Below are 15,925 nucleotides of genomic sequence, written 5' to 3' on the forward strand. Positions count from 1 at the left end.
GAAAGAGGGATGTACATGTCCAAAGAAAGCGTAGGAAAATATATTGATCACACAGCGCTGAAGCCAGATACTACTAAAGACATGATCGTAGGGCTTTGCGAAGAAGCAAAAGAATACCGATTTGCTTCCGTATGTGTGAACCCTACTTGGGTAAGCTTATGCGCGGAACTATTAAAAGAAGCACCAGAGGTCAAAGTATGCACGGTTATCGGGTTTCCTTTAGGAGCGAACACTCCGCAACTGAAAGCCTATGAAACGACGAACGCAATTGAAAATGGTGCTACTGAGGTAGATATGGTCATAAACGTCGGTGCATTAAAGGATAAAAATGACCTGCTAGTTGAACAAGATATCCTTGCAGTAGTAGAAGCAGCAAAAGGAAAAGCAGTGGTAAAAGTTATTATCGAAACGTGCTTACTAACGGAAGAAGAAAAAGTACGTGCTTGCGAGTTAGCTGTGAAGGCTGGAGCTGACTTTGTGAAGACATCAACTGGTTTTTCAACAAGTGGTGCCACCGTGGAAGATATTGCATTAATGCGTAAAACAGTAGGTCCCGAGCTAGGTGTAAAAGCCTCGGGTGGAATTCGTAGCTATGCAGATGTTGAAAAAATGCTTCAAGCTGGAGCGTGCCGGATCGGTGCAAGCGCGGGTGTGTCCATCGTAAAAGGTGAAGTATCGAACTCGCAATACTAGGGCCAACATATAAGTACTAATCAAAAAAGCGTTTCTCTTACAGGAGCAATTCCTGCAAAGAGAAGCGCTTTTTATCATTTTTATCATGAGATAGAATGGCTACTATTTTGTGTACTTGTATTGTGTTCACAAGTATCAGGTATCACTAGTACCTGGAGGAGGCTTACGCTTGCCACTAAATTGCACGATGAGAATGCTAAATAGAGCGAAGCCCACATAGGTGATTGTACTGTAAAGCAAGGGGTAAAGAAATGAGAAGAAGATGCCGAAGAAGGAGATCACTCCAACAAAGGTTACTAAGGTAAGAACTAGTGGTAGTTCACTCACCTGCGTCTCTTGAATTAATGGTCTAGTTAGACTGCGTAAGAGAATGCTTGCCAGTAGAATGACATGTCCGAGACTTATGGGGAGGTAAGCATACACACTATACGGAATTTGAGCCATAAGAATTTCTACAATGGGTTTGATCTGGGTATGAACATCATGCCAATGAGATAAAATTTGCAAATGAATAAACAATCCAATAACACCAAATAATAAGCTACTTAGTCCGATTCCTAGACGCAGTGAGGGTAGTGATTCCGCTTCTCTTATTAAAGGGAACAGCACAGCCATGCTGAAAAATAAATGTAGACCAGTAAATAATAATCCATTCCATAGCCACTTCAGGTTTAGTTGATAAGATAGACTGGGTAAGGGAATATGGGTCTGATTGCTATATAAAAACAATACAATGATCAGAGCCCCCATTATGCACCCTGCGGCTATTTTAGCTAAGGAAGAGTTGGAGAGTCTGGCACCGAAAAAGACTAGCACCAGTATAACAAGTAAACCAAGCAATGGTGATAGGGAGGTTGTCTGTTCCAAGAAGAGTGCTTGTTCAGCTAGTGCGATTCCACTGTATAAAATGATGATCAGAGCTGTAAAGAAACCAAGTACATGAGTGAGCTGTGGTCCAATCAGGTGGGCTAAAAACTGAGAGAGTGAGAATAGCTGATTTCGATAGGCTGAGTGAAGAGATTCATATAGAATCCAAGTCATCGCTATAATAGACAAAACCAAACCAATGGAACCCCAGGTGCCATAGTAGCTGAAAAAACGCAACCATTCATAACCACTGAGAAATCCCGCCCCTAGCATTGAGGATGTAAGTAAGGACGTGACACGAAAGGTATTTTTTATCATTTATCATCTTCCTTTTCTTGTTGGAAAAATGATGAAGTAGACAAGGAGTTATATCCTGATATCAGTCTATGAGCTAAGCCTGTTCATTCAGAACAACAGCCTGATTTTTATACTTATTAAATATAATTGTTTACTGAAATGATGAGATTCGTTATCATAGAAATAAATAAAAAGAAATAAATGGAATGCCCTTATAGAAGAAAGGATGTTTTCTTTATGAAAATTGTAGGAATAGCAGGAACAATGAATGTTGAATCCAGCACAAAAAAGGTAATGCAAATTGTATTAGAGTCGGCAAGAATGGAAGGAGCAGAAGTTGAATTAATTCATTTAGCAAAATGGCCTCTGCCTCTATATGACGCAAGAAACGATGTTAGCACGTATCCTGAGATTGTTCATCAATTTGTGAAGAAAGTAGCAGAAGCGGACGCGCTTGTGGTTGGCTCTCCAGAATATCATGGAACCATTACAGGTGCGTTGAAAAACTCTTTTGATTTTTTGGAAGGGCGATTTTTACACGGAAAACCAGTCGCTATTATCGGAGTAGCAGGCGGAGGTATGGGAGCAACTAATACGGTTAATACACTACAGCTTATATTACGTAATTTGCATGCTTATCCATTACCAGGTTCTCCGAGTGTTTCTAATTCCTATAAAGCGTTTAAAGAGGACAACACCTTGCACGACGAACGTCTCCAAGATCGCTTTGTGAATTTGGGAAAAGAACTGGTTTGGATGACCAAAAAATTAAAATAGGACAATCATTTTAGCAAATGTCGGAAAATCTTTCAACTTTCCCTTGAAACAAAAGCAACGGAAGCGGTATGATAGAGTCATATGTCTTTGGGCGATACTGGCTGAAACGAGGGATGAGAGTGCCAACTCCAAGTATGGAAGATTATCTGGAAAGAATATATAGTTTAATTGATACCAAGGGATATGCTCGTGTGTCTGATATTGCGGAAGCGTTAGAGGTGCATCCGTCCTCTGTTACAAAAATGGTACAGAAACTAGATAAAGACAACTATTTAGTCTATGAAAAATATCGTGGGCTAGTCTTAACGGCCAAAGGAAAAAAAGTGGGTAAACGTTTGGTGCGCAGACATGCATTGTTGGAAGATTTCTTGACGCTAATCGGTGTAGATCAGGATCTAATTTACAAAGACGTTGAGGGAATTGAACACCATCTAAGCTGGGAATCGATTGCCAGCATTGAATATTTAGTTCAATTTTTAAAAGAGGACCCTACCCGTGTTGCTGAGCTCATGCGTATTCGAGAAGAAGACGAACAAAAAGAGGCTACGGATACAAACTCAGATTCCGTATAACACAAAAATCAAGCGAGTTAAGCTTGCTTTTTTGGCATTGGATGCTCAACTTTCAGGAGTAGGATAACTCCCCTGTCGCATAAACTACATGTGGATGCATCTTTGTATGAACGGAGGGAGCACATGCGAGTAGATGCGGTTTTTGAAGGAGGAGGCATGAAAGGTATAGCCTTGATTGGAGCGATTACGGCTATGGAACAGCATGGGTACCAGTGGGAGAGTGTTGCTGGTACGTCGGCTGGTTCTATCGTCGCCGCTCTGTTGGCTGCCGGATATCGTCATCTGGAGCTCCGAGAAATATTTGAAACATTGAACTTTTTGCAATTTTTAAAAAGAAAAGGCTGGTCAAAAATACCGTATCTTGGATCATGCTATAACCTGCTAGTCCAAAAGGGGTTGTATCCCAGTGATGAAATTGAACGTTTTGTCAGTCAATTGTTACGAAAAAAAGGAATTCGTACATTTGGTGATTTACCTAAAGAAAAACTGCGTATTATTGCTTCTGACATCAGTGCTGGCACCATGCTAACTTTGCCAGATGATCTTCCTGATTTTGAAATTGTTCCAGAAACCTTCCCTATTGCCAAAGCTGTTCGAATGAGCTGTGCAATCCCCTACTTTTTTCAACCTAATTTTTTATATAAAAAAAAGATCCCCCATATCATTGTGGATGGTGGTCTGCTGAGTAATTTTCCTGTCTGGCTATTTGATTCTAAGGAGAAGCCCTTATGGCCGACTTTTGGTTTTCGATTAAATGATGGGGCTGTTCCTGTTCGTCCTCAAACAGTGAAAAGTCTATATGGGTTATCTAAAGCTTTACTGATGACCATGATGGATGCCCATGACCGTTTTCATGTGAAAAAAGCAGAGGCTGTGCGAACGGTATTCATTCCCACCAAGGGTTATAGTGCAATTGATTTTCATTTAAGTGCAGTTCAACGACAAGAGTTATTTGATTCAGGTAAAAAAGCAGCGGAAGACTTTTTGGATAAGTGGGATTTTAATAAGTATGTTACTGCTTTTCGAAGCGAAAAAAATAACAGCTTTCTGGTTTGAAAGCTGTTATTGATACATCTTCGGCTTATTTTGTTTCGCTTTATCACGTTTGTCTTTTTTGGTGCCCTTACTGCCTTCAATAACCTGAAAGGGATTAGGGCGACGATTAGCTGTTACCGATCGCTTTAATCCTGGTTTCATCGGTTTGAAGTGACCCAGTAAATTGAGACAAGGAAAAAGCACCTCCTGAATCGTATTAAACAATATGATTTGATGGGAGGTGCTTCTTTCATGGGTACAAGAGTTTCTTATCCAGAAGAGGTGAAGTGGCAAGTCGTAAAGATGAAGCAAGAGGGTTATACGAATAAACAGATTATGGATGAACTTGGTATCAAGGATAAATCTCAGATAAAGACATGGATGAAGTGGTTTCGTAATGGAGAAACGTATCGGTTTGCTCAACAGGTAGGCAAACAATATATGTATGGAAAATACGGACAAGATCAGCTAGACGAGATAGCTACCAAAGACCTGAGAATTCGTCAATTAGAGTTGCAGATAGAAGTCCTAAAAAAGTATCAGGAATTTCAAAGGAGGTGAAAAAATCGAGCCTAATTGACGTTGTAGAGAGCTTTAAAGATCGGTTTACTATTACGGAGATACTAAAATTGTTTGCTGTACCACGAGCAACGTATTATCGCTGGAAAGCGAAGTTTCAAAACACAAGTACAGAACTTGAATACCTAATTGAACAACTCTGCTTGAAGTATCACTATCGTTTTGGTCATCGCAAGATAACTGCTTTACTAGGTCGTATTTATAATAAAAAAGTGAATCGTAAAACAGTGCAGAGGGTTATGCAAAGGAAAAATTTACAATGTCGTGTAAAAGTAAAGCGCAAGACGTTTAGTAGTGGCGAGAGTAAAATGATTGTTTCAAACAAGCTGAACCGGGAATTTATAGCTTTAAAGCCAAATGAAAAGTGGGTAACGGATATTACGTATTTACCTTACGGTCAAAGCATGTTGTACTTATCTTCGATAATGGATCTATATAACAACGAGATCATTGCTTACCGAATAAGTGACAGACAAGATGTTTCTCTCGTTCTAGAGACGCTTGAACAAGCCACGAAAACTAGAGACGCGCGAGGTGTCCTTCTCCATAGTGACCAAGGTTCAGTTTATACCTCATACGCTTTTCAAAATAAAGCAAAAGAAAACAGCATTACCACGAGCATGTCCCGTAAGGGAAATTGCCATGATAATGCTGTCATTGAATCCTTCCACTCCTCGCTAAAGTCGGAAGAATTCGCCTCTCCGAAGAGAGAGTTCCTAACAAATCTAATGGTATTACAAAAAGTAGAAAATTACATCTGTTTTTACAATCAGGAACGAATTCAGGAAAAATTAAACTACCTGTCCCCATACGAGTATGGAAAACAGGTAGCATAGGTGTTTTTTCAATGTCTCATTAACCTGGGTCAGTCCATCTTAGATGGACCAGAGCTTTTATCTGCCTCATCATCCGATTCCATGCTGTATTGTTCAGAAGCGAAGTTCAGATGCTTGGCTCCGCTGGCACTTGCCTCAATCAATCCAACGATTCCGCGAAGAAAAGGAATTTTTTTCAGGTTATTCACCCATGTGATCGTCTTTTTAGGTTCCTCAAAGTATTCAATTTCCTGATTCTTTCGGCGGATGGCGGTTACGGTCACTTTTCTACCGCCAAACATAACGCCTTCTATTACGGCTTGCCCGCCATATGCAGGCACATTTTGTTGCTTCAAATTTAATCACCATCCTTATTCCTATTGTAACCGAAAGTTATATCCTTCTGCCACCTAATGTTCCAAGGTACTTTTCGCTATGGATTTCTCATGTTTTTCCTAGACATAGCCATACTAGTACTGAGGTGATTAACGTGAGTGCAACTCTGTCTAAACAACAAGGGCAAAAAACAAAGGAATCTGATGAGCAACGTCAAAATAATCGATCATCGTCAGATAAAAAAATCAAAACAAAACCGATTCCAGCGAAGACAATCTTACAAATTGCTGTATGTGGAACGTTGATCTGGAGCATTCTTCGTATTTTAATGCATTTCTTTCAATTCACACCATATGGGGCCTATATCTTTGCTCGTCCATTCCTTGGCAAAGCTCATGAGAATTCCTATGCGGGTTTAGCTGTAGGAGTGGTTATGTTATTTCTTATTATTTTTGTCGCATGCTTGGTATATAGCTTTGTTCTGGGCAACCTATATAATTGGTGGCTGGGTGTCTTGTATGGAATCGCATTTTTTTATGTATTTGGATATTTCTTCCGGATGCGTCACTGGGGATGGGGGGTCTGGAGTACTGAATTTTTCTGGTTTATGTCACTTGGGATGTTTATTGGGATGAGTATCGTAGCTGAGAGGTTTGATACAGAGGAAACAAGCAAGAATGAAGTAGACCAATAATGTAGCGATGAAAAGAATATGGTAAAATAGACAGAGATTGAGGGGGAAGGGAGATGACCAAAATGATCTCTGTCTTGGTAATAAATGGACCCAATTTGAATGCATTAGGTAAACGTGAACCTACTATTTATGGTCAGGATACGTTAGAAGATATCGTGGCGCATTTACAAGAGATAGCAAATGAACTACAAGTATCAATTGGACATCTTCAGTCTAATCATGAAGGTGTATTGATCGATGCTATTCACGATGCACGCGATGCATACGATGGGATTATTATGAATCCTGGGGCGTTCACTCACTATAGCTATGCGATACGTGACGCAATAGCCAGTGTGTCGTTGCCTCTCATTGAGGTTCACATCTCCAATGTCCACAAACGAGAAGAGTTTCGACATACGTCCGTCATTGCCCCTGTAGCGTTGGGACAGATTGTTGGACTGGGGAACGATGGTTACGAATGGGCATTACGGGCATTGGTTCGCCATTTGCAGCACAACAGAAGTACATAGAAAGTCAACAAGAATGGGAGAGATCATGATGTCACATCGTTTGGACAAACTAAGAGCGGTATTGAAGGAACAAAATGTGGATGCACTCATTATTGAGAGTGAAGTAAATCGTCAGTATATTAGTAATTTTAGTGGTTCCACAGGGTGGGCAATCGTATCTTTGGACCAAGCTAAATTTGTAACGGATTTCCGCTATATCGAACAAGCTACGAAAGAGTGTACAGCTTTTGAAATCATTAATAATAAACGTCAAGCGTTGCCGACTATTAAACGAGCGCTACAAGATATGAAAGTAACCAGAGTTGGATTTGAGGCGGAGCATACGAGCTATGCTACCTTTGAAGCATGGAAGCATACATTAGACAATGTAGAGCTAGTGACTACGAAAGGTCTTGTAGAGAAATTGCGTTTGTACAAAGAGGAAGCAGAATTAGCTATCATGAGACAGGCAGCCCAGTTATCTGACGATGCTTTTACCCATGTGATCAAAATGATTAAACCAGGAATTCGTGAAATAGACGTAGCCAGTGAGCTGGAATACTATCTACGTAAGCATGGTGCAAAAGGCTCCGGCTTTGATATTATTGTAGCCTCAGGTAAACGTGGAGCCTTACCTCATGGTCGTGCGAGTGAAAAGGTCATTGAAGAGGGAGATATGGTTACGATTGATTTTGGGGCACATTATAAAGGCTATCACTCTGACATGACACGTACCTTTGCTGTTGGCGAACCTGACCCGAAAATGAAAGAAATCTATGAGATTGTTTTAAAGGCAGAGCTGGAAGGTGTAAATCGGGTAAAGGTTGGTATGACGGGTAAAGAAGTAGATGCCTTGACTCGTGATATCATCAAGGAAGCAGGGTATGGGGAGTATTATGGTCATGCGGCAGGTCATGGCTTGGGGATGGATGTCCACGAGGCTCCTGCGGTCTCGATGCTATCAGAAACTGTACTGGAGCCAGGTATGGTAATTACAATTGAGCCGGGCATTTATGTGGAAGGCCTTGGTGGAGTGCGTATTGAAGATGATGTGGTATTAACTGAAAATGGAATCGAGATTCTGAACAAAACACCAAAAGAGTTGCTGATTTTGCCTGTATAAATTATACTATGTAAGGTTGAGTTATATTTAGGAGGAAAAGCATGATTTCTGTAAACGATTTTCGCACTGGTTTAACTATTGAAGTTGACGGTAATATTTATTCAGTACTTGAATTCCAACACGTAAAACCAGGAAAAGGTGCGGCATTCGTCCGTTCCAAATTGCGTAACCTACGCAGTGGTAACGTAACGGAAATGACCTTCCGTGGTGGAGAAAAAGTAAACCCTGCTCGTATCGAATCAAGCACAATGCAGTACCTGTATGCAAGCGGTGATGATTATACGTTCATGAATACGGAAACGTATGAGCAAATCACTTTTACTCAAAAACAAATTGAGCATGAATTGAAATTCCTTAAAGAAAACATGAACGTTCAAATCATGCAATATAATGGTGAGACTATCGGTATCCAACTTCCAAACACTGTTGAGTTGGAAGTAACAGAAACAGAACCAGGTATTAAAGGTGATACAGCTACTGGTGCTTCTAAAAAAGCAACATTGGAAACTGGATTTATCGTAAACGTACCTTTGTTCGTAAACCAAGGTGATAAGTTAATCATTGATACTCGTACTCAAGCGTACGTATCTCGTGCATAAGTAAAGTAATTACACAGAATAGCAAAGAAAAACTGCCGATTTTCGGTGGTTTTTTTGCTATCTGATGCTAGATGAAGTGGTATAACATATACAAAGCTACATGAAAGAAAGGAGTCATGGCATGGCAGATGTATTTCAACTGGGGCCCTTTTTTATAAAAAGTAGTTGGATTGTTATAGTGGTATCCGCAGTGGTTGGTTATCTAGTCATGAAACTTCGGATAAAACAAGCTAATCTGGGTGCTTCAGAATTGATGGAGAATACCATTGGTTCACTCATTTTGCTTGGAATTGTCATTTGGAAAGGTAGCTATTTGTTCCTTCACCCACAGAAGGTAATAGATAATCCCATGACGCTGTTATACTTCTCTGGTGGTGTAACGGGAATATGGATTGCTGTCGCTAGCTGTATGGCTTTGTTGTTTGTATGGAGCAAAAGGCAGAAAATCTCCATTTGGGAGTATGTTGACCCAATCGCAGTTGGTTTTGTTCTATTTTGGGTTTTTTACTTATCATTGTCGTTATTATGGGATAAGCAAGAGTGGACAGCTGATTTATTGATGATTGGAACCGGTTGTCTCTTTTTGATTCTTGTCAAAAAAAGACGGGTAACTCCTCAAGTATTGTCCGTTGCCTTGTTGGTTTCTCTCATATGTAAAACGATCATTGATACTTTTTATGGAACATCAGAGTTTTTAGTACATAAAGACTCACCTTCTTATCTTCAAGGAAGCTTATCCAAAGAACAGGAGGCTCCAATTGGGATAAAAAAAGGAGAGCAAGCTCCGGATTTTGAATTGAACACGCTAGAAGGACAGAAAGTAAAGCTGTCAACCTATCGTGGACAAAAAGTGATTCTGAATTTTTGGGCAACCTGGTGTCCGCCTTGTCAGATCGAAATGCCTGATTTACAAGAATTTCATCAGGATTATCGGCAAAAGGGTGTGGTGATTCTAGGAGTAAATTTAACTGCAACTGAGAAAAATATGGAGTCGGTGGCTGGTTTTGTTCAGCAGGAAGGTGTTACATTTCCTATCTTATTGGATGTCACGAGAGAGGTTGCCAAACGATATCAAGCGATATCTATTCCAACTAGTTATTTTATTGATGAGCAAGGAATTATTCGTCAAAAGGTGATTGGACCTGTGAACTATGAGCAAATACAAGGCATTGTTGGAGGAAATAAGAAAAGGGAGATTGCGGGGACCCCCATGCGATGAATGTCAGGATATATTGTAAAAATGAAGATTTTGCTTTCTGATTAATAAAACAAGCCACTAGCATTGCAGCATCTAGGGCTTGTTTTTATTATTTATTGACCTGCTCGAATGTCATGTAAAGTGATTCGTTTTAGGTAGAGCTCAGAAAAATCACTGGTTAAGCCTTCACCTGTTGGGGATTGAGAAACGATTCCTACTTTTACTGTATCGCTAACTGGTAAACTGAAATATCTAACCATTTGAAATTTTTCTCCATCCAAGGAATAATGCAAGGCGAAGGTATTCCCTTTTCTAGCCATTTGAAGCCAAGCACTTTTATTCGAAATAATAGGACCGTTAGCATCATCAGATACGCCATTAGTCACTACACTTACGATCGAGTATGTATTGAAATCAGTAAATTCTAAACAAAGCTTCGCCCATATCGTCTCGCTTTCCATGACCATGAGAACAGCTGCATCATAGGTTGCCAGGAATTGATGACTTACTTTAGAACGTAGAACAAAATCACCTTGAATATCCGTAAAGAAGAAAGGGGCGTTTAACTTCCGTTCTCCAGTAGCTGGGTTAATAAAAAAATCTGATTTTGAAGGTGCAGTAATTTGGACAAGGTTATCTTTTGTCGTTACGTTTGCTTCATTTATCCATTGATCAAAAGGATTCATGTTTAATCGCTCCTACAACTTATAAATTTTGGGATTCAATCATGAATTATAGCAATTTGTTTCTCTTTTTCAAACAATCGTAAAAGTATTTCAAAAGGAACTGTCATGTTTTCGTTTAGATGGATCAAATAGACATACAAAACGAAAAAGGAGGGGACATTTCATTGTGTATGAGGATATAAAGCAGGTAGAGCAGGATCTTACGATGACCAGAGAGGCATACTTGGAATTCATGATGAAAGAGTACGGAGATAAAATTATTCAATTGGTGTATCTAATCGTAAAGGATCAAAATATGGCGGAAGATATCACACAGGAGGTATTTCTGAAAGCCTTTCGAGGTTTACATTCATTTCGAGGAGAAAGTAATGTTAAAACGTGGTTGTACCGTATTGCTATTAACGAAGCAAAAAAATACTTACGTTCATGGTCCTTTCGGAGAATTTTCTCTACCTTTAAAAAAGAAGAAGTTTTTCACAATCAATATGAACAAACAGAACAGCGAGTGGAGGAAACGGTCATTGGTAAGCTGACGAAGGCAGAAATGGCAGAAAGGGTTATGGCACTGTCACCTTCGTATCGGCAAATTATTTTACTACATTATTATGAAGATTTTACAGTTAAAGAAATAGCACAAGTGCTTGAAATATCTGCAGAGGCAGTTCGTACGAAGCTACATCGGGCACGAATGAGCTTTAAGTCACTGTTAGAAAAGGAGGGGTTGGAATGGATGTAGAAAAAGAGTTTCGAGAATCCGTTCAGGCTGTAAGCCGTAATTCAGTTAAGGATGTGCGTTTTTCCGCTGATTTGGAGGAAAGGATTAAAGAAAAGGCGAGCAAGGGTGCCATAAAACGCCACCGTAGACTATATACAGTGGCCACGGCAGTAGCCTGCCTTGCCTTAGCGGTAACGGTATGGAAATTGACACCTTCGGGATTGCAGGAGGTTTTGAAACAGTCGGCAGCGGCTTTGACGGAGCAAAAGACAAGTGCCATAGTGGAAAAAGCCCTACAGTCTCTTCTGAAGGCAATACCAGATTTAAACAGCTATCAGGTTGACATAAAGGAAACAGCGAATAATAGAATTAACGTTGTGTTACGAAAAACGGATGGAAAGCTTGCTAAAGTGGCAATCAACAAGGAAACAGGGAGTGTAGAAGTATTCAAGTGGTTTAATGGAGGTTCCACAGAGCAAATTCCATCCGAAAAGATTGCAAAAGAAAAGGCGGATTTATTTTTGAAAGCACTACTCGGTGATCACAGTGAAGAATACCAGCAGCTTGCTATAAGTGAGATAAAGCGGCCACAAAATGGATACCTAGAGTTAGATGTTAAAGGAATGAATGTCTCCTACCAGCAGATGAAGAACGGAGAACCTGTTCCTTTCGCTAAGCTATCAGTATGGGTGGATGGTTCCGGGAGGATCGTCTCCTATGGGGAACTGAACAAATCAGAGCAAGCGATGCTCACCAAGCTGAAGGAAGCCATTCCTGAGTTAAATACCGAAGCTACTTTGACAAACAAAGAGGTAGAGTCCCCTGGGTACCATTTTTCATTAGCGAATGCTGATAAAGACGGCAACTCGGTAATGATCAGGACGGAGGGAAAAGGTGATTTATTAAAAAGCTACGAACTCGAAAGCCTTCGGGATGAGAGTTTTGAATGGGCGCATAAGTCGTTGATTAATGAAAAAGCGAATCTGTTTTTGCAGCATATGCTCGGGAAGGATTTTACCAATTATCAAGAGACAGGAACACCTGACAGAGCTAGCTACATGCGTTTTTATAACGGACTGCCTGTTCTAGAGGATAATCTTACCGTTGTGGTAGATAAAGGGGGACGTATTCTTTATTACTCCAGGGCTACAGGCTTGTACGACCTAGCTAGTTTACCTGAACCGTCAAAAGCGATTTCTCAGAAAAAAGCTGAAGAAGAATTAACTCAAAATATGAAACTACGTTACATCGAGCGTTCAGTAGTGAAGCGTGATCCAGAAACACATCAGGTGATAGAAGAGCGCCCGTTGCTTGACTATACTCCAGCCGTTTCACATGTACAAATGGGTGAAATTCGTTCACTAAACTGGTATATAGATGCAGATACCGGAAAATTGGAGTATGGATTAGGTAATAATGGGATTGATTATGATCGTCGTACGAACCATGAGCCAATCAGACTCAAAGCCTCACAACCAACCATTATCAAAACGAAGGAAGAGGCGGCTCGTCTATTGACGGATCAATTTGGAGTGGAGGTAACTGGCCTTCCATCGAGTGAGAGGGAAGGAGAATCTAGGTTTGGAGAAAAACAACATGCATTCCAATGGCAAACAAAAAATGAGAAGCGGCTTGAGGTGGTTACGAATGCCAAAACAGGTCAGGTTGAGCAAATTTATATCCCGAGAGCTGATGGCAAAATAACCGTTTCTCAACAAGACGCTTTAAAGGAAGCGATCGCTACTTTGGAAAAATACGTAGATCCAGGTGTTACGGAGGTACAAATTAGCCGAATTCTGGAGCCAGGAGAGGCTAACCCTGTAAATTCTGGTGACTGGCATTTTTCATTCTTTAAGAGTCAGGATGGGGTACCTGTTCTCGAACAATATCCTGATCAGGCTTATGATGTATCGGTTGACCCGTCTACGGGTAAGGTCAATAGGTTCCAAAATCATACACAATGGAAGGACAAAATTGTTCTGCCCGATAAGAGTCAAGCCGTTCCAGTAAAGGAAGCTGTACAAGAATACCTCAAAGTTATGCCACTTCAATTAGCATATACCCTTAAGGGAGTCGATAAAGAGAACTTGTCAGAGCCGAAGTTAATCTACGTTCCATTAAGTGCGAAAGAGAGTGCTGATAAACATATTTATTTGAACGCTATTACAGGAAAAGTAGAATTAAGATAAATTCATAGAAAGAATGTAGCTGATCACATACAAAAATACACCCTACCCGATGGCATTGGGAAGCTTAGTAGAGACTTCATGTTCTCCTAAGAACCAACGCCTACATGAGTGGGTGTATTTTTACATTTTTCTTGTCATAACTAACCCTCACATTGCTTTGCCTATCCAGTCCAATAGTTTCATGAAAAAAGCTGTTATACCAGCGGCCATTAAAGGACCGACAGGCACTCCTTTAAAAAATACAATTCCAATAATAGAACCAATAACTAAACCTACAATTAACTGAGGGTCAGCACGCAGCATATCCAGTCCTTTTCCGTTTAGATGGGTAGCTAAGATACCTCCTATCAGTGCCATAATCCCGACAACGGTGGTAAACAGTGGAGTTACATCTTTAAGCGATACCTTTTCACTGGCAAACGGTACGAGAACGGATACGGTTAAAAAGAGAAGGCCCAATTCCAGACCACGTCTCTCCACAGATGGAAATAGGCGTTCTAACGAAGTTAATTTTAAGACCAACAATAAGCTGGCTGCGGTAGCAATGATGGGAGAACGACCAATTAGGCCAACAATGATGAGCACTACCAACATAATTTCACCGCTTGCGACATGCATGCTTCATCGAACCCCTGTCCTTTGTCTTCTTCTCAAATTTATGAGCCAAGCAGGGGGAGTATGCATTGTTCCTTGCATACAGGAACGATTTTATAAAGATTGAGCTGACTAGCCATTTCTATATCTTCGTGATGATGATGTTGCTGTAGACGTTTCCCTGTCTTACTATTCATCATTACTTGTAAGAGGGAGGGAGCAAAAGTCTGATATGCTGCTTGTAATGCTTCAGCTAAATCACATACCTCGATGGAGGGAAGAAAACGCTTCGCCTCTTGCACTAATAAGCCGGCACACAGACCATCCTCTAAAGCGAATTCCATTCGGGTACCAGAACAATATAGAGTGATATCGCGTTTTAATTGAAGGGCCTGTGTAATACAAGCTGTTGCATTTAGAAAAGAGGCAATATACAAATACTCAGCCTTCTCAGCCTTTTGCATGGCACGGGTACCGTTTGTAGTGGTTAAAACTAAATGAGGTGTGTGTTCCCAGTTCACCTTTTTCATGGCAATAGGCGAATTATTTTCATCAAACGAGGCGATTTTTTTACAGTGGCGTTCCCCAGCTAGAAGAGATTGTGATGTACGTAGTGCCATAGCCTGCCCAATTGTCTCAGTAGTACTAACCGCCTGGCAACCATGAGCTAGTGCGCTGACAATCGTGCTAGTGGAACGGAGTACATCAATTACGATGACGGTTCGATGTATAATCTGTTCGGCTCGAATTTCTTCTACGGTGGGAACCACTTCTATTCGCATACTAATCTTCTCCTGTCTTCTAATACCTGATAGGCGGTATCACCACGCAACCCACGACGAAGGGTTTCAAGAGATAAGAGATCAGCGGGAGCGATGTTTCCTAGATTAGCGTCAAGTCCGATCGTCTTCAACAAACCGATCTGTTGGGGCTTCTGAGGAGCTTCCCAGATTAGCCTAGTTGCTAGTGTAGATGCTTGTTGAATGACTTGTTGCACGAATTCCGAATCGATCTCTCCTTGTTTGTTATAAATCCCCACATTTCCGCTTTCACGTGCTTCCACAATGACATAGTCGGCACCAGCATTCACGTCTTTCATGAGTGTAGACAAGAGCATCTCTTGATCAGCACGGAAGGTACTCGCCTTTTGACCATATTCAGAAAATACACGAAAACCCATTTCCCTAGCCATCGAAATTGCATCATGCCTTTCTTGGATTGAAATAGGCATGCTGCCATCTGAAATTTCCACTGCATTAAATCCAGCATCGCGAATTCGTTCCAGATATGTTTTTATCCCATCCTGCGTATAGGCTATTTCAAAAAAGGTTCCACCTGGCATAACCGCAATATCTAGAGAGAGAGCTAGAGTTAGCTTTTCTTCTAGCACAGAAAAGGGATAGAGAACGGAGGTTCCGAAGCCTAGTTTATAAATATCAATATAGGAGGAAGCGGTGTGTAGCAAGTCTTTCATTGCGTGTAAGCCTAATCCTTTGTCTATTACCATTGTAACTCCGGTATGACGTGGCTTACATTCTCGGGTACAGGATGGATCTACCCATTGAGTCGGCCAGAACGTAGTCTCTTTTTCCATTAGCAAGCTCTCTCCAATCCATAGGCATTTGTTTTACCATATGCAATCTGTGTCTACATGGTCGAAGAGGT

18 protein-coding genes and 1 pseudogene are annotated in these 15,925 nt (G+C 40.7%); 12 read left to right on the plus strand and 7 right to left on the minus strand.

Annotation, left to right across the window (positions count from 1 at the left end; all coding sequences use genetic code 11):
• The first annotated feature begins 15 nt into the window (after nucleotides 1-15).
• A complete protein-coding gene (gene deoC / locus BrL25_RS18920; protein WP_018674266.1) occupies nucleotides 16-693 on the plus strand; it encodes a deoxyribose-phosphate aldolase in 678 nt (225 codons plus the stop codon).
• A 135-nt stretch (nucleotides 694-828) separates the two neighbouring features.
• Here the strand turns inward: deoC and BrL25_RS18925 are convergent, their stop codons facing one another.
• Nucleotides 829-1,878, minus strand: coding sequence for a membrane protein (locus tag BrL25_RS18925; RefSeq protein ID WP_018674267.1), 1,050 nt, complete (start codon nucleotides 1,876-1,878; stop codon nucleotides 829-831).
• A gap of 216 nt (nucleotides 1,879-2,094) precedes the next feature.
• On the opposite strand from BrL25_RS18925, the gene BrL25_RS18930 reads away from it, so the two are divergent.
• The 3 genes from BrL25_RS18930 to BrL25_RS18940 all read left to right on the plus strand — a co-directional run bounded on the left by BrL25_RS18930 (nucleotide 2,095) and on the right by BrL25_RS18940 (nucleotide 4,262).
• Nucleotides 2,095-2,634 carry an NADPH-dependent FMN reductase gene (locus BrL25_RS18930; RefSeq protein WP_018674268.1) on the plus strand — a complete coding sequence of 180 codons (540 nt, stop codon included), beginning with the start codon at nucleotides 2,095-2,097 and terminating at the stop codon, nucleotides 2,632-2,634.
• Nucleotides 2,635-2,753: 119 nt separating this feature from the next.
• Nucleotides 2,754-3,206: a transcriptional regulator MntR gene (mntR, locus tag BrL25_RS18935; protein WP_018674269.1), complete on the plus strand. Its 453-nt coding sequence runs from the start codon at nucleotides 2,754-2,756 to the stop codon at nucleotides 3,204-3,206.
• A gap of 123 nt (nucleotides 3,207-3,329) precedes the next feature.
• On the plus strand, nucleotides 3,330-4,262 hold the full coding sequence (locus BrL25_RS18940) for a patatin-like phospholipase family protein (RefSeq protein WP_018674270.1): 933 nt from the start codon (nucleotides 3,330-3,332) through the stop codon (nucleotides 4,260-4,262).
• Nucleotides 4,263-4,268: 6 nt separating this feature from the next.
• Here the strand turns inward: BrL25_RS18940 and BrL25_RS26285 are convergent, their stop codons facing one another.
• A complete protein-coding gene (locus tag BrL25_RS26285; protein WP_257790522.1) occupies nucleotides 4,269-4,403 on the minus strand; it encodes a hypothetical protein in 135 nt (44 codons plus the stop codon).
• A gap of 90 nt (nucleotides 4,404-4,493) precedes the next feature.
• Between BrL25_RS26285 and BrL25_RS18950 the strand changes: the two genes are divergently transcribed.
• Nucleotides 4,494-5,656 (plus strand): IS3 family transposase gene (locus tag BrL25_RS18950; RefSeq protein WP_099327220.1). Its coding sequence is split into 2 segments (ribosomal slippage): nucleotides 4,494-4,773 and nucleotides 4,773-5,656, totalling 1,164 coding nucleotides; the frame shifts between segments, so codons are not numbered across the junction.
• Nucleotides 5,657-5,691: 35 nt separating this feature from the next.
• Here BrL25_RS18950 and BrL25_RS18955 read toward each other — a convergent pair.
• Nucleotides 5,692-5,991, minus strand: a pseudogene (locus BrL25_RS18955) (DUF1385 domain-containing protein); the annotation flags it as partial.
• A 134-nt stretch (nucleotides 5,992-6,125) separates the two neighbouring features.
• On the opposite strand from BrL25_RS18955, the gene BrL25_RS18960 reads away from it, so the two are divergent.
• The 5 genes from BrL25_RS18960 (at nucleotide 6,126) to BrL25_RS18980 (ending at nucleotide 10,097) form a co-directional block, all read left to right on the plus strand.
• The gene (locus BrL25_RS18960) at nucleotides 6,126-6,665 is read left to right on the plus strand and encodes a YqhR family membrane protein (RefSeq protein ID WP_018672560.1); all 540 of its coding nucleotides are present in this window, start codon (nucleotides 6,126-6,128) and stop codon (nucleotides 6,663-6,665) included.
• A 62-nt stretch (nucleotides 6,666-6,727) separates the two neighbouring features.
• Nucleotides 6,728-7,177, plus strand: coding sequence for a type II 3-dehydroquinate dehydratase (gene aroQ / locus BrL25_RS18965; RefSeq protein WP_026315242.1), 450 nt, complete (start codon nucleotides 6,728-6,730; stop codon nucleotides 7,175-7,177).
• A gap of 28 nt (nucleotides 7,178-7,205) precedes the next feature.
• The gene (locus BrL25_RS18970; RefSeq protein WP_018672562.1) at nucleotides 7,206-8,279 is read left to right on the plus strand and encodes a M24 family metallopeptidase; all 1,074 of its coding nucleotides are present in this window, start codon (nucleotides 7,206-7,208) and stop codon (nucleotides 8,277-8,279) included.
• A 41-nt stretch (nucleotides 8,280-8,320) separates the two neighbouring features.
• Nucleotides 8,321-8,878, plus strand: coding sequence for an elongation factor P (gene efp / locus BrL25_RS18975; RefSeq protein ID WP_018672563.1), 558 nt, complete (start codon nucleotides 8,321-8,323; stop codon nucleotides 8,876-8,878).
• A gap of 121 nt (nucleotides 8,879-8,999) precedes the next feature.
• Nucleotides 9,000-10,097, plus strand: coding sequence for a peroxiredoxin family protein (locus BrL25_RS18980; RefSeq protein WP_018672564.1), 1,098 nt, complete (start codon nucleotides 9,000-9,002; stop codon nucleotides 10,095-10,097).
• A 92-nt stretch (nucleotides 10,098-10,189) separates the two neighbouring features.
• Here BrL25_RS18980 and BrL25_RS18985 read toward each other — a convergent pair whose 3' ends face one another.
• The gene (locus BrL25_RS18985; protein WP_018672565.1) at nucleotides 10,190-10,762 is read right to left on the minus strand and encodes a DUF1349 domain-containing protein; all 573 of its coding nucleotides are present in this window, start codon (nucleotides 10,760-10,762) and stop codon (nucleotides 10,190-10,192) included.
• A gap of 166 nt (nucleotides 10,763-10,928) precedes the next feature.
• Here BrL25_RS18985 and BrL25_RS18990 point away from each other — a divergent pair, with 166 nt between their 5' ends.
• Both BrL25_RS18990 and BrL25_RS18995 read left to right on the plus strand, forming a co-directional pair.
• On the plus strand, nucleotides 10,929-11,498 hold the full coding sequence (locus BrL25_RS18990; protein ID WP_018672566.1) for a sigma-70 family RNA polymerase sigma factor: 570 nt from the start codon (nucleotides 10,929-10,931) through the stop codon (nucleotides 11,496-11,498).
• Nucleotides 11,489-13,666 carry a YcdB/YcdC domain-containing protein gene (locus BrL25_RS18995; RefSeq protein ID WP_018672567.1) on the plus strand — a complete coding sequence of 726 codons (2,178 nt, stop codon included), beginning with the start codon at nucleotides 11,489-11,491 and terminating at the stop codon, nucleotides 13,664-13,666. Before BrL25_RS18990 ends, BrL25_RS18995 begins: the two co-directional genes overlap by 10 nt.
• A 147-nt stretch (nucleotides 13,667-13,813) precedes the next feature.
• On the opposite strand, the gene BrL25_RS19000 is transcribed toward BrL25_RS18995, so the two are convergent.
• Genes BrL25_RS19000 through comA form a run of 3 tightly spaced genes read right to left on the minus strand, consistent with a single transcriptional unit; the run spans nucleotide 13,814 to nucleotide 15,854 of the window.
• Nucleotides 13,814-14,284: a DUF441 domain-containing protein gene (locus tag BrL25_RS19000; protein WP_018672568.1), complete on the minus strand. Its 471-nt coding sequence runs from the start codon at nucleotides 14,282-14,284 to the stop codon at nucleotides 13,814-13,816.
• Nucleotides 14,285-14,322: 38 nt separating this feature from the next.
• Entirely contained in the window at nucleotides 14,323-15,042 is a 720-nt protein-coding gene (locus BrL25_RS19005) for a 2-phosphosulfolactate phosphatase (protein ID WP_018672569.1), read from the minus strand.
• The gene (comA, locus tag BrL25_RS19010; RefSeq protein WP_018672570.1) at nucleotides 15,033-15,854 is read right to left on the minus strand and encodes a phosphosulfolactate synthase; all 822 of its coding nucleotides are present in this window, start codon (nucleotides 15,852-15,854) and stop codon (nucleotides 15,033-15,035) included. Before comA ends, BrL25_RS19005 begins: the two co-directional genes overlap by 10 nt.
• Nucleotides 15,855-15,925: the final 71 nt, after the last annotated feature.

Origin of the sequence: Brevibacillus laterosporus DSM 25, from assembly GCF_002706795.1 — a bacterium.
Classification (GTDB): domain Bacteria; phylum Bacillota; class Bacilli; order Brevibacillales; family Brevibacillaceae; genus Brevibacillus_B; species Brevibacillus_B laterosporus.

Coding starts and splice junctions, on each gene's coding strand:
- deoC (WP_018674266.1), top strand. CDS start 16: ATGTCCAAAGAAAGCGTAGGAAAATATATTGATCACACAGCGCTGAAG.
- BrL25_RS18925 (WP_018674267.1), bottom strand. CDS start 1,878: ATGATAAAAAATACCTTTCGTGTCACGTCCTTACTTACATCCTCAATG.
- BrL25_RS18930 (WP_018674268.1), top strand. CDS start 2,095: ATGAAAATTGTAGGAATAGCAGGAACAATGAATGTTGAATCCAGCACA.
- BrL25_RS18940 (WP_018674270.1), top strand. CDS start 3,330: ATGCGAGTAGATGCGGTTTTTGAAGGAGGAGGCATGAAAGGTATAGCC.
- BrL25_RS26285 (WP_257790522.1), bottom strand. CDS start 4,403: ATGAAACCAGGATTAAAGCGATCGGTAACAGCTAATCGTCGCCCTAAT.
- aroQ (WP_026315242.1), top strand. CDS start 6,728: ATGATCTCTGTCTTGGTAATAAATGGACCCAATTTGAATGCATTAGGT.
- BrL25_RS18970 (WP_018672562.1), top strand. CDS start 7,206: ATGTCACATCGTTTGGACAAACTAAGAGCGGTATTGAAGGAACAAAAT.
- efp (WP_018672563.1), top strand. CDS start 8,321: ATGATTTCTGTAAACGATTTTCGCACTGGTTTAACTATTGAAGTTGAC.
- BrL25_RS18980 (WP_018672564.1), top strand. CDS start 9,000: ATGGCAGATGTATTTCAACTGGGGCCCTTTTTTATAAAAAGTAGTTGG.
- BrL25_RS18985 (WP_018672565.1), bottom strand. CDS start 10,762: ATGAATCCTTTTGATCAATGGATAAATGAAGCAAACGTAACGACAAAA.
- BrL25_RS18995 (WP_018672567.1), top strand. CDS start 11,489: ATGGATGTAGAAAAAGAGTTTCGAGAATCCGTTCAGGCTGTAAGCCGT.
- BrL25_RS19000 (WP_018672568.1), bottom strand. CDS start 14,284: ATGCATGTCGCAAGCGGTGAAATTATGTTGGTAGTGCTCATCATTGTT.
- BrL25_RS19005 (WP_018672569.1), bottom strand. CDS start 15,042: ATGCGAATAGAAGTGGTTCCCACCGTAGAAGAAATTCGAGCCGAACAG.
- comA (WP_018672570.1), bottom strand. CDS start 15,854: ATGGAAAAAGAGACTACGTTCTGGCCGACTCAATGGGTAGATCCATCC.